10 protein-coding genes are annotated in these 13,132 nt (G+C 47.4%); 3 read left to right on the plus strand and 7 right to left on the minus strand.

The genetic code is table 11. The features are described 5' to 3' along the window. Window positions 1-12: 12 nt before the first annotated feature. Together ACCC71_RS10110 and ACCC71_RS10115 are read right to left on the minus strand one after the other, a co-directional pair. The gene (locus ACCC71_RS10110; RefSeq protein WP_434309504.1) at window positions 13-1,695 is read right to left on the minus strand and encodes an ABC transporter substrate-binding protein; all 1,683 of its coding nucleotides are present in this window, start codon (window positions 1,693-1,695) and stop codon (window positions 13-15) included. Between the two features lie 426 nt (window positions 1,696-2,121). After that, entirely contained in the window at window positions 2,122-2,982 is an 861-nt protein-coding gene (locus ACCC71_RS10115; protein ID WP_434309505.1) for a MurR/RpiR family transcriptional regulator, read from the minus strand. A gap of 285 nt (window positions 2,983-3,267) precedes the next feature. Here ACCC71_RS10115 and ald point away from each other — a divergent pair, with 285 nt between their 5' ends. The 3 genes from ald to ACCC71_RS10130 all read left to right on the plus strand — a co-directional run bounded on the left by ald (window position 3,268) and on the right by ACCC71_RS10130 (window position 6,394). Continuing rightward, window positions 3,268-4,383, plus strand: a complete 1,116-nt coding sequence (ald, locus tag ACCC71_RS10120; RefSeq protein WP_434309506.1) for an alanine dehydrogenase — start codon at window positions 3,268-3,270, stop codon at window positions 4,381-4,383. A gap of 263 nt (window positions 4,384-4,646) precedes the next feature. Next, the gene (locus ACCC71_RS10125) at window positions 4,647-5,207 is read left to right on the plus strand and encodes an RNA polymerase sigma factor (RefSeq protein WP_434309507.1); all 561 of its coding nucleotides are present in this window, start codon (window positions 4,647-4,649) and stop codon (window positions 5,205-5,207) included. After that, window positions 5,204-6,394 carry a hypothetical protein gene (locus tag ACCC71_RS10130; RefSeq protein ID WP_434309508.1) on the plus strand — a complete coding sequence of 397 codons (1,191 nt, stop codon included), beginning with the start codon at window positions 5,204-5,206 and terminating at the stop codon, window positions 6,392-6,394. The genes ACCC71_RS10125 and ACCC71_RS10130 overlap by 4 nt, the downstream gene beginning before the upstream one ends. Window positions 6,395-6,503: 109 nt before the next feature. Here ACCC71_RS10130 and ACCC71_RS10135 read toward each other — a convergent pair whose 3' ends face one another. The 5 genes from ACCC71_RS10135 to ACCC71_RS10155 all read right to left on the minus strand — a co-directional run bounded on the left by ACCC71_RS10135 (window position 6,504) and on the right by ACCC71_RS10155 (window position 13,132). Then, window positions 6,504-7,652 carry an ROK family protein gene (locus ACCC71_RS10135; RefSeq protein ID WP_434309509.1) on the minus strand — a complete coding sequence of 383 codons (1,149 nt, stop codon included), beginning with the start codon at window positions 7,650-7,652 and terminating at the stop codon, window positions 6,504-6,506. A 208-nt stretch (window positions 7,653-7,860) separates the two neighbouring features. Continuing rightward, a complete protein-coding gene (locus ACCC71_RS10140) occupies window positions 7,861-9,162 on the minus strand; it encodes a TRAP transporter large permease (RefSeq protein WP_434309510.1) in 1,302 nt (433 codons plus the stop codon). A gap of 12 nt (window positions 9,163-9,174) precedes the next feature. Continuing rightward, window positions 9,175-9,645, minus strand: coding sequence for a TRAP transporter small permease (locus ACCC71_RS10145; protein ID WP_434309511.1), 471 nt, complete (start codon window positions 9,643-9,645; stop codon window positions 9,175-9,177). A 23-nt stretch (window positions 9,646-9,668) separates the two neighbouring features. Beyond that, on the minus strand, window positions 9,669-11,156 hold the full coding sequence (locus ACCC71_RS10150) for a sulfatase (RefSeq protein ID WP_434309512.1): 1,488 nt from the start codon (window positions 11,154-11,156) through the stop codon (window positions 9,669-9,671). Between the two features lie 470 nt (window positions 11,157-11,626). Continuing rightward, window positions 11,627-13,132, minus strand: coding sequence for a carboxylesterase/lipase family protein (locus ACCC71_RS10155; protein ID WP_434309513.1), 1,506 nt, complete (start codon window positions 13,130-13,132; stop codon window positions 11,627-11,629).

Below are 13,132 nucleotides of genomic sequence, written 5' to 3' on the forward strand. Positions count from 1 at the left end.
GTAGACGGTGGATTACTTGGTAAACATTAGGTCTGCGAAGATATACATATAACCTTCCAGAGCATTCGGAAGCGCGCCTTCAGTCCGATCTTCCATTGCCGGCCATTTCACGGAATTTGTCTGGTATGCCAGCCGCTCTGTAAACTCGCACAGATAAGCGGTCGGACATATCTCGTCGACAATCTTATCCTGAATGACCTTATAGGCCGCATATCTTTCTTCCGGCTCTACGATACGCATCGCATCCTCAATCATCGTATCCAATTCTTTGCTGTCCAGCCATTCGCCCTGTTCCCAGGTTCCAATGTTCTTCGAATGATACCGGGATTCCAGGAAACATCCAGCATCGTCGTACATCGGATTGGCGCAGATCATCAGCATATGAGGAGTCGTATCTACGCTTCCAACGCGGTCAATAATCGATACCCACGGAGCCTTTGAAATTTCAATATTTAAACCAATTTCTTTTCCAGCAGCTTGAATCATCAGAGCGATCTTTTCCAAATCCGCCACATCAGAGTTACAAAGAATCTCTATTTTTTGATTCTGGTAATCATCCGCATACTTAGATGCCGCTAAGTACTCTTTTGCTTTCTCTATATCAAAATTATACTGTGTGGATTCAGAAGCTCCCAGCACACCGGAGGCTACCGGGCCGACTGCTCTGACAGAATTTACAAGAATATTCTTACATACCGTATCATAATCAATCAGGCAACTGATTGCTTTACGGAAATTCACATCATCCATAGGAGCCAACTGCGTGTTATAATACACGCTGTAAATTTTATTTCCGGAAAATTCTCCGATCTCTACTCCGTCAAGTTTTTCGAGAGCGGCTAATGTCTCTGAACTCTGCCACTGATCCGTGATGTCCAATTCTCCGTTGGTCATCATCGTACGAACGGTAGCGGCCTCCGTGATCTCCACTAATTTAAAGTTCTCAGGAGCCTGATCATTGGACCATCCCACAAACCAATCGTTGTTTTTCTCCGCCAGGAAATAATCCTGCTGCACCAGTTCTACCGCCTTGTAAGCGCCGGAACCAGCATCGTTAAATACCATCCACGATTTTCCATAGTCGCCAAACTCGCCGTAAGGGCCGTCTTTTTTATTGGCCATAACCAATTCTTCGTTGACGATATAGAGACGAACCAAGGCATCCAAAAACGGTCCAAATGGTTGTTTCAGATGAAATACTACCGTATAGTCATCCGTCGCTTCCACACTGTCTACCGCATTGCTGAAAAGGTAAGAGACGCCTTCTCCAATGCCCAACAGCCGTTCCATAGAAAATGCTACGTCGCTGGCCTGAAGCTCGGAACCATCATGAAAAAGAATTCCCTTCTTCAAATGGAACGTATACGTTTTATCATCATCGCTGATTTCCCAGCTTTCCGCTACGCGGGGTTCTACACCGTCTTTTGCTGGAAACACCAAAGTATCGTACAAATTTACTGCCGCAATGAGACTAGATGTAGAAGTTGCAATTGCCGGATCCAAATCCGGTGTACCCGAAATACCTACTGTTAAAGCCTTACCGCTGCCTGTCTGCGCCGGACTCTCTGCAACCGTCGCTGTCTGGGTGCCATCCCCTTTGGTCCCCTCTGCAGACGGTGCGTCAGCTTTTCCACAAGCTGACATACTGCACAAAATCATCACCATACACAACACAACACTCCATCTCTTTTTCAATAAATCTCCCTCCTTGTTCTTTTATATTTAACCTCTGGGGTTATTTCGCGTATGTGTGCTGCTTATTACTTTGAGAATTTATGCCTTTCGTAAACGACTCTGCTATTTTCCTTATCTTTCACTATTTAAAATTATTTTTTGTACTTTCTTAACTAGATAGTCTTTCAACTCCAAATGCCATTCATAGATGTGGCCCAAGAAATAAAGTATATGTTTTTTTGATTTGTTCACTTTCTTTTTTGTCTCTTTTTGCTATGTGCTTATTCTATCTGATAAATGCATCTTCTTGCAACATCATTTTTAACTAAATACAAAATTATTTTTTGTCTCTTTTGTACAATACCTTTTCTTTCTTTATACAAAAAAGGCAAACCACGGAAAAGTTTCCTGGTTTGCCTTTCGAAAATATAGTATCCTCGACACCTTTTAATAAAGCCCTAATTCTCCAATAAACCGATCTATCTTCTTTAGTTTTTCCTCATTGGAGCAGCCAATCTTCGCGCTGATCTGCGCACAGAGCAATTCCATCGCGAACTGAACTCCCACATAAGAGTTGAAAAAAGTATTACTATCCACATCCACAACAAACTGAATTTCTGCATATTGCGCTAGCTTTGCACTGGCCTTATCCGTAAATACAATTACCGGAGCTTCCGCCTCACAGGCCATCTCCACCGCTGCCCGATCCATCTCCGAATAACGAGGAAAACTAAAAAGAATGACACAATCTTCTTTTGAGATATCGCACATATGGTCAATGACGTTTACCGCCCCATAATTGGTTGCTTTCACATCCGGCAGCATATGCGTAAGTAGGAGAAGCATATAATCTCCCACACAGGTATTGGCACGGGAAGCCACAATATATTTTCGCCGGCTCCCAATGATCCGCTCGGCTGCTTTCTCAAAAACAGTCCGTGGATTATTTTTGAGAACCGACTGGAGGTTATCCAGAGTAATCCGATAATGTCCCTCCATCACATCTGTCTCCGCCCGTTTCTCCATACTCCGAATTAACCTCTCGGAAGGTACGGAAATGCTGCTGGATAATTTAACGACTTCCTCCTGATAGCTTTTCCGCAAATTTTTTTGGAAGTCCATAAAACCAGTATATCCAAGAGAGCGGGAAAAACGTATCACAGAAGATTCGCTAACCTGCAGCCGGACTGCAATATCCGTAGAAGTCATAAAGCACGCCTCCGAAAAGTGATCCAAAATAAATTCCGCAATTTGCTTACCGGTCTTTGTTAACGTTCCCTTTTTCAAGGCTTCTCTTAATACCTTCATATTTCGTCCTTTTTCCTTTCCGGATTCGACTTTTAAAGGGATTATATCACAAAGGCCGAAAAAAACGCAATGAAACAAAATGTGTTTTTCATTTTTGTTGTTAGATAACAAATTGGTTTTTACTTATATTTTTGAATCATTTACATTTTTTTATATTTTTTCAAATTTCCCTATTGCATTTCAAATTTTCCTGTGCTATTATAAGGCCAATAAAATGAATTTTATTTTTTGTTTTAAATTATAAATGAAGAATATTCTTCAATTTTTAAAAACAGGAGGGTAGCTATGAACGTAGGATGTGTCAAAGAGATCAAGAGCAATGAGTTTCGTGTCGGCTTAACCCCAGACAACGTAGCCGCATACACGGCCCAGGGGCACAAGGTAGCCATCGAAGCAGGCGCCGGGATTGGTTCCGGATATTCCGATCAGGAATATGAAGCAGCAGGAGCTAAGATTCTCTCCAGCGCCAAAGAGGTGTGGGATTTCTCGGAGATGATGGTTAAGGTAAAAGAGCCTTTGGAAGAAGAATATGCGTTCTTCCGCAAAGACTTAATTTTATATACCTACCTCCACCTGGCCGCTGACCGCCCTCAGACTGACGCGCTTCTTCAGTCAGGCGTTAAAGCTGTCGCCTATGAAACGCTGACGGAAAAAGACCATAGTCTTCCGCTTTTGGCTCCCATGAGTCAGATTGCTGGACGTCTCAGCATTCAGGAAGGCGCCAAGTGTTTAGAGAAGCCTTTTGGCGGCTCCGGTATCCTTTTATCCGGCGTACCTGGCACAGAAAAAGCCAAAGTGTTGATCTTAGGCGCCGGTACCGTAGGAGCCAATGCCTGCAAAGTTGCCGTAGGTATGGGCGCAGACGTCACCATTACCGATATCAATCTGGCCCGTTTGGCCTATCTGGATGATATTTTTGGTTCCCGCATCCAGACGCTGTACAGCACAGATGCGCAGATTCGCCGCCAGATGGCACAGGCTGATCTCGTCATTGGTTCCGTCTTGATTCCTGGAAAAGCGGCTCCGAAGCTGATCAAAAAAGCGTACCTGTCTGAAATGAAACCGGGAAGCGTCATCGTAGACGTAGCCGTCGACCAGGGTGGATGCTGCGAGACTACTAAGGTTACTTATCACGACAACCCGACTTTCGTCGTGGACGGCGTTGTACATTACTGTGTCGGAAATATGCCTGGCGCCGTTCCGCGTACCGCCACCGCCGCTCTGACCAATGCGACGCTGCGTTACGGGCTTGCGATCGCCGGCTCCGGATTGGAAGAAGCCTGCCGGAAAAATCCGGTTATCTACTCCGGAATCAACACCTATCAGGGTAAGCTGACCTGCAAAAATGTAGCGGATAGCTTTGGACTGGAGTATACGGATATCACTTCTCTGATCCACTAAACATCAAACAAACTGGCATGACGCCCAACGGCTCCATTGCCATGAATGAAATAGAAAAATGCACATTTGCTCATATGAAAGCCGTCGTGCGCCCGAATCCTCCTGGGCTCACGGCGGTTTTCTCCGTTTTTTCAAAAAGCCTGTACACATTGTTGTAAACGAAAGCATCCGCACCTATAATAAAAATGTAACCTCCGCGCCTGAAACGGCGCTTATTAGGATGAAGGCCTTTTAATACAAAAAGAAAGGTGGTGAAGAAAGCCTTGGATGATACGAAAATCATTGATCTGTATTTATGCCGCGACGAAACAGCGATTGCACAAACTTCCCAGAAATTTGGAAATCGTCTGCGCGCCCTCTCTTATGGGATCGTCAATGACCGGCAGACAGCCGAAGAATGTGAAAATGATACCTATATGGCAGCTTGGAATTCGATTCCGCCCCATGAGCCAAGAAATTATTTTTATGCTTTTTTAGCTCGGATCACCCGACACATTTCTTTAAGCTGCTGCCGTGAACGGAGCCGTTTAAAACGCAGCGCGTTTCTATGTGAACTTAGCGCCGAAATGGAACAATGTATTCCGGCTCCCGATGACGTGGAATGCCGAATCGACGATATGACGTTTCAGGAAACCATCAACCGATTCCTCCACACTCTCAGTGAAGAAAAAAGAAACATTTTTCTACGCCGCTATTGGTATTTTGATTCCATCGCGTCCATCTCCAAGCGTTTTTCTCTGACCGAGAGCAAAGTAAAAACTACGCTCTTCCGATGCCGAAGCCAACTGAAAAGCCACCTGGAAAAGGAGGGTTACAACTTATGAGAGGACAGGATTTTTTAGACAAAATGGATCTGATCGACCCCGCTTATGTGGAAGCCGCAGATACCATACCCAAAAAGAAAAAATATGTCTGGGTCAAATGGGGGGCAGCGGCGGCCTGCCTCTTTCTGGCAATCCTCGCAGGAACTTTTGCACTCCACACCGATGACACCTCATCCGTTTCATTGGGAGGAATCACAAGAAAATATAAAAATGTACATGCCGTCATCCAAAGCGAGTTGGCTATCTTGTGGCCATGGGAATATCAAACCGTTTCCGAGCGGTACACAGCTTTAGACTTCGATGGAAAAACGTTCCTCTCCCGCAGTCAAACGCTGGACGCTTCGCTTCTCGGAGAAACGATTGGAAATTATGACGCCGTCGGCTATGATTTCTATGCCGAGAAAGAATATCGGATGCCGGTTGAAGTGTGTGAAATCAATAGTGTTTCGAGAGAACGCATGGTGGCGGCTAAATTGGATTCCGACTTTTATGTGTTCCAGTGCGATGCGTATATTCCCCCTGCAAACTTTGGAGAAGCGCTGGATGATTATAGCCTGGACCAGACGCTGCCCTTGGACAACTTTACCGTTTACGACGGCTATACGGACAAGGGACATTACCGTCTGGAACACGGCCAGGATATCTGGGATATCCTGAAGGATTGCCGTGACGCTGCCTTTGTGAAAGACGACGCCTGGGATGTCGGTGAGAGAAATCACATCAGCTTTACTGTCACATCGGATGCCCTCGGCGTTTACAAACGAGTTTTCTGCGTAACATCGGATGGATATATACAGACAAACATCTTCGACTGGAATTATGTTTTCCAGATTGGAGAGGACGCTGCTGGCCGGCTCATTTCCTATGCGGCAGAAAACGGCGTGGAATCTGTCATGGAACCTTATACCGCTTCTCTTGCAGGCACTCTTGCTGAGATCTCCGATGGGTTCCTTTTTGTAGACGACTCCATTTTGTGTTCCAATCCGGCCGACGGAATGGTCTTTAAAATCCCTACCGACGATCTGCGCATCAGCCGTTGCATTGATTTTGGAAATATTGGCGTTGGCGATATCATTGTGGTGGACTTTACTGGCGATATTGATACCACGGCAGGAAATGTGGTCGAAGGAGCTTATTCTCTGTCCGAAGGAATCCTATCCGACGACGGAGTCTTAGTCCCAGAGTAACGGAAAAACGCTTTTTTGACAAAGAACGCGCTCTTTACAAAGACGAACTGCCGGAACTTCACAGGTTCCGGCAGCACAATATGAATTCTGTTCCTCTCAAAACATTCCCTTACATCCCAAAAAATCCGGTCAGCTGATCCCGAATCATAGCTACGCACCCATAGACCGCCGCCATATCTCCCAACCGGGACACATAGATACGAAGGTCTTTTCGAAAATGCGGTGGTACCATATCGTCTACCAGAGAACAAATCTTACTCAGCATTTCATCTGTAATTAAAAAGCTGAGCAAACCCCCAATACAAATCTGACGCGGATTATAGGCATTGATCACATTGACAATTCCAATCGCCAAATATTCCGCCATCTCGTAAACAGCCGAAACCACTTTCTCATCCCCGCTTCGGAGCCTTTGCACCAAATCCTGAAATAAAGAGAACGATGGCGTCTCCTCCGGATAAAACTGCTCAAATAAAGCCCGGATGGAAGCATAGGCTTCCAAACAGCCTCGATTTCCACAGATACATGGTTTTCCATTATAGTCGATGGTCGCATGACCAAAACGAGTCGTCCGCGTCAAATGGCCTGTAACGCCATCGTAGAGTCCCACGCCAATTCCCCAGTTGGCGGAAAGAAACGCCAGATAATCCGAACTGTCTCCGTCTCCAAAGCGCACTTCTCCCAGCGCCGATACCTTTGCAATCTGAGAAACCAGAAAAGGAATCTCTGGGCTCATCTTCTCCATCTCCAGCCGGAAGGGATAATGATTCCATTCCATCTGATTGGCCACATACTCGATGGTTCCTTCTTCCTGATTGTAAGAGCCTACAATCGCAAAACCAACGCCAACGACTCCCAGCCGCCGGTCTGCATACGTTTTCTGGAACTGTTTCAGATAAGCCGCAACCTGATTGACAAATGTTTTTGGTTCCGCATCGATGGCGGGCAGATCATGACGTTCCAGCAAATTTCCAGCCAAGTCAGTCACCACGATTTTACTGGAAATCTTATCCGCTTCAATTCCGGCCAATACTCCTGCCTCTCCATTGACAGAAAGAAGCATCGGAGGCCTTCCTCTGCGGATCTCCGTCACTCCCAACTCCTGCACCAGCCCCTTTTCCAGCAGCCAGTCGACGCAGCTGGATGCCGTCACCTTGCTGAAGCCGCATTGCTTTGCCAACTCCGCCCGCGAAGTAGGCTGGCTTTTAAGCAGCTGTTTCCATATCATCTGAATGCTTTCCCGTATGGCGTTGTCCATGTGGCTGATACTCCTTCCTTCTTCACCACGATTATACGGCCAATCGCCGGTCCCGTCAAGCAAACCGGGAAAGCTTTCGATATGGTTTATCCACTACTTTGGGCTAATCTTATTTTTCCATCAAATTTGCCGAATGCAGAAAGGAAACCACCTCCACACTGTTTTTCTTCCAGCACAGAGGTGGGGTTCTATGTATATAGCTTCTATTTTACGGTAGTGCCCAAGCTAACAATCCGGGGAACAAACCGAATATATAAGCTACAAGGATTAAAATTCCAATTAAGGGAAGCAGCCGTTTCCCAAGGGACGCAATAGATTCCCCGGAAACAGAATTCATGACAAACAGGCAAAGCCCATAAGGCGGCGTCGTCAGTCCAATGGCCTGGGTCATGATCACTGCTACCACAAACGAATATGGCTCCATTCCCAGAGCGATCAGAATCGGATAGACAATCGGGATTAAGATCCGCATCGCCGCGCCGCTGTCCATGAAAGTACCTAAGACCAGCATCAAAAGAAGCAGCAGGCCGACCAAGAGAGCGTGACTGACGCCCATTTCCACCAGACCATTGGCCATTTTGCTCGGAAGCTCCATAGCTTTCAGGGCGCCGGAGAAGGAATTTGCGATAGCCAGCAAGATTGCCAGAGGAGCCGCGCTCGGCAAACATTTCCGAAGTACGTCCATGACATCCTTCCAGGTTAACGACTTGTAAATCCAGACGCTGACAATTCCAGCATAAATCAAGGAAAGAGCCGCTGCCTGGGCAGTATCTGCGATTCCAGCAAAAATACTGCCAAGGATAATGACCGGGCAAAGCAAAGCCCAGATGCTCTCTTTTAAAACCGCCCCAAAACTTCGGGAACGAAGCTTTGCATTGTGCGCCTCGATGGCCGCCTGGTTTCCATTTCCGTGGCGCAGACAATGAAAGTACGCATAGAGAATCAAGATCAGCCCCGCTACGACTCCAACTACTGCCGCCATCTTATATAGCACGACTACGTCCAACTCTCCGGTGAGACCTGCCGCCGTAGTCAGCGGAGCGCTAGGAGGAATTACCATCCCCAAGCATCCAGCCGCCACCAGAATCGAAGCGCTGAACCTTTTATCATAGCCAAGCTCCACAAGAATCGGATAACACATCGCTCCCACAGCCGCTGTCGTCGCCGGACCGGAGCCAGAAATCGCCCCGTAGAACATGCAGGTAAGGATAGAAACGATCGGCATAAAGCCCCGTTTTTTACCCAAATAGTAGGCAAAAGTATCAAACAGCTTCTCCGTCAGCTTTCCTTTGGACATCACCTCGCCGGCCAAGATAAATAGCAAAATGGTCACTCCCACGGAGCTGATGGAACCATCCAGATTCCACTGAGCCACGTTCATCAGCGCGTAGCCACAGGCATCGCCAAAAAAGACTGGTAAAGCAAAGGTCGAGACCACAATACTCGCAAATAAGGGCATACCCAAGGCCAGCATCGTGCCAAAAAACAGTACAAAGAATAATGCGATCATGTTCTTCCCTCCTTATCTCGATGGTTTGCCGGAAATCGCCTGAAGCGCCAGCTGCAAGTAGCGGATAACGGCCAGGCCAAAGCCGGCTACCGGAGCCGCATAGACGATAGCCACCGGCACAGCGATTTTATCATTCAATTCTCCGGACGCAAGAACTTTTTCGAATGCCTGAATGCCCAATACCAGCAAAGCCACGCAGCAGGCGAAACACACCAACTCCATGATAAAATCCAGCGTTTTCCTCGCTTTCTCCGGATAGTGGGCCGTAATCACATCCAGCTTCATAAACAGATGGGTCTTTGCCGAATAACCAAAAGCCAGCATCGTAACCCAGGCATAGGCATACTGGGCCAGCAGATTGATTCCCGCCACGCTGTCCTTGGCGATAAATTTCATTACCCAACCGATCAATGTCAAGGCGGTCATGACAAGGATAAAAACCAGCATGACGTTTTCTTCGAGATTCTTCCATAGATTTTTCATATGATATCTCCTTTCTTCCTGTCTTAATGCTGAATTCCAAGTCTCTGATACTGCTCCCCTGGAGCCTCGTTTTCTTCCATTATTTTTACCAGGTAATCCAGCATCTTTTCCTCTATTTCCCTATCTTGAATCGGATTTTGCTGGCCGGGATCCTTCTCAAGATCAAATAAAAACGTCTCGTTGGTTCTCGGTTTGCTGCCGGTTCCTGTCCCCGGTACCTTTAACACCCGACAGTCTTTTGTGAAAGAAAAGCCGTCCACCAGCTCTGCCTGGCGAAGCTCTTCCACAGAAAACCGGGTCCGGATGTGCATAGGCACCAGCGTATAGTTATGGTTATACTGCTCTCCCCCCTCTACCCAGCCTCTCATGTACACATAGCGGCCGTCGGTGCAGTTCACATGGCCTCCGTGAATGCCAAACAGCAAGGCTTCCCGGACCGGCTGATCGTTTCGGATGGTTTCCGTCAAATCTTTTCCCATCATGTCTTTCGTTGGCTCCAGGCCAAAGTAGTTGAGCAGCGTTGGAACCAGGTCGATGTTCTGAACCAGGCTTTCTCTCCGCTCTCCCGCTGTCCTGGACCTGGGATCCCAGATAAACATAGGAATATGGGCGACCTCATTGTAGAAAGGCGCTACGCATTTGGCCCACCAGCCATGTTCGCCTAGGAGGAATCCGTGGTCTGTATTGACGATGACCATCGTATCGTCCCAGAGATTCAGCTCATCCATTTTATCTAAGAAACGTCCCAGATACTCGTCGCACATGGAAAGCAGGGCGGCATACTCATACTTGCAGTGCTCCACTTCTTCCGGCGTCTGCTCTACATTGGTATAGGGCGGCCAGTCAAAATGCTTTCCCTGATACCCGTGAGGATAATAGTCTTTATATTTCTGTGGAGAATGGAAGGGCTCGTGGGGATCAAAGGTCTCGATCTGGAGAAACCAGTTGTCCTGATCCGCATTCCGCTCCATAAAAGAAAGTCCCTTTTGGAATGTCTTCACCATGGGGAAATCCTCTTCACTGTGAACCTGCGCTCGGTTAATCCAGTCCTCTCTGGTATACTTGGAAAGATTTCTTCCTCCCATCTTCCCCGGCATCTCCACGGAAGGAGGAATCACTGGATCTTTGATCTGGCCAAGATAGGCGTCGCCCTCCTGCCCACGAATAAATTCAAAGGAATTGTACCGCTCGTGGAACGTAGCTCCACCGTCCTCCCAGTAATGGGCATGATCGGTAATTAGATGCGTATAAATCCCGGCTTCCTTTAACATTTCCGGCATAGAATCGTCGTAGGGCTCCACTGGTCCCCAACACCGATGAAGGAAATTATACCTCCCGGTATGTAACTCCCGCCTCGCTGGCATGCAGGGCATCGAGCCGACAAAACAGTTGTCAAAAGTCACCATCCGTTCCGATAAACGCTTAAAATTAGGGGCATGGGTCCAATCGCACCCGTAATTCGGCAGCAATCTTCGATTCAGCGAATCGAACATTACCATGATTGCTTTCATCTTTTCGCTCCTTTCTATTTTAGTTAATGCAATTTACTAAATTAAGTTAACTAAATCATAGTACAGAGAGGAACAATTGTCAAGAAAAACTTTCTGACCTCTTTGGTTTCCTGGAAATCTTTTCTCTTGACAAAGCAAAATGATTTTTTAAAGTAAGTTTACTTTATTTCTTTTCTTTTTCATAGAATCATTTTTCGCTTAATCGGGTTGCGGTATCCAAAAAACTCGGCGTAAAAAGATATCGGAATCGTTTGTAGGGTTTCGGAGCGAGTACTTCTAAGATTTCGAAAATTTGTAAAAAGCATTCACAGAAATAAGAAACTCGCTGCGCTCAGACAGTCTTATTTTTGTTCATAATACAAATTCTCGGAATCAAGAAGTACTAACGCTCCTGCAAATACAAACGATTCCGATATCTTTTTACGCCGAGGCCGTTTGCCTCCTAACACTCTACTACCGCAATTTTCTTCTTAAGATTCTCTCCCCTTCTTCTCTAAAAATTCTCTGGCAAAAGTTAAAAGCGGCAATTCCCGATCGCAGTCAAATTCCACCGTGCAAGGGCTGTCCAGATACAACACCTTCCGGTTCTCCGCCGTATAAGGCGTCCATTGGGGCAAACCTTCCCCATTTGGATTCCCATTCTTGATAAAATTGCACCAATAGGTCTGCATCGCATACGCCACCCGATCATCTTCCTCCGTCATTCCCGGAATCTGCCGGTAAGTTCCCAGGAGATATTGGGTTTCAAAACCATGGAGCGCCAAGCCTTTCTCCGGGTCTTTCCGACAAAAATCAAACACATAAACTGAACTGCGGCCGCTGCCTGCGCTGCGCTCGGCAAATACCTTCGCCCCGGCCAAACGTAGATGTGTTTCCCGCATACTATAGATCATGTCTTCCTTGGTTTTTGCATCGCACAAGGCCTCGTATGCTTCGCAGGCATCGCCAAAAACAGCCTGGTTTTTCTGATGAAAGGACGCTTCCGTTAAGCCCAGCACAAAGCCGCCGCCTTCATCGTGGGTATTTCCCACCAAATAAGGAATATCCCGGTTCTTCCCTTGTTCCATCGCATAGCGGTAGTGCAAAGGAAGCAGGTAGCCGTCTTGGTTCACTCCCAGGGTAGTACCATAATGATATTTCCGGCGAAAATGACACTCCTCAAAGCCAATCAGTTCTTCGTAAGAAAGCTTCCGCATCTCCTCCACCGAAGCGCAGCCGACTTTTTCCATATACTCCACGCCCCGTTGTTCCATCTGATCCATGGTCTCCAACTTAAAATCTTCCGGATACTCCGCGCTGGCAAAACCCACGCTGCTTTCTACGATGGCCTGCTGAAACAGGCCTTCTGCCAGAGGGGAACAGCACAGCACCTGAGTGCTGCCGGCCCCCGCCGAACATCCTCCGATGGTTACACGGGATGGATCTCCGCCAAAAGCCGCGATATTCTCCTGGACCCATCGCAGCGCGGCAATCTGATCAAAATGTGCATAATTGCCGGATACCTGATGGGCGCTTTCCGCGGAGAGCTCCGGATGGGCAAAATACCCCATCAGCCCCAGCCGGTAATTGAAGGTTACATAGACGACGCCTCTTTTGCAAAAGGGTTCCGGGCTAGCGCTTTTCCCACCGCCAGAACCACAGCAAAAAGCTCCCCCATGAATCCAGACAAAAACTGGATAAACCCCCTTCACATCCGGCGTCCAGACATTCAAATACAGGCAGTCCTCGCTGCCGTCTCCAAAAACACCCCGCTCCGCCGGATCTCCTCCTGGAATCGATTGGCTTGGCGCCTGCAAAGCCGCCGCCCCCAACTGATCGGCAATCCGTACCCCCTCCCAGGGTTCCGGCGGTTCCGGTTCCCGCCAGCGCAAGTTCCCCACCGGCGGCTTGGCGTAAGGGATCCCCAAAAAAGCGATGCACTCCCTCTCTTCTTTTCCTTGTAACGTTCCATATTTGGTATGTACCAATCGGTTCAT

Origin of the sequence: Hominifimenecus sp. rT4P-3 (assembly GCF_051055405.1) — a bacterium.
Lineage (GTDB): Bacteria > Bacillota > Clostridia > Lachnospirales > Lachnospiraceae > Pseudolachnospira.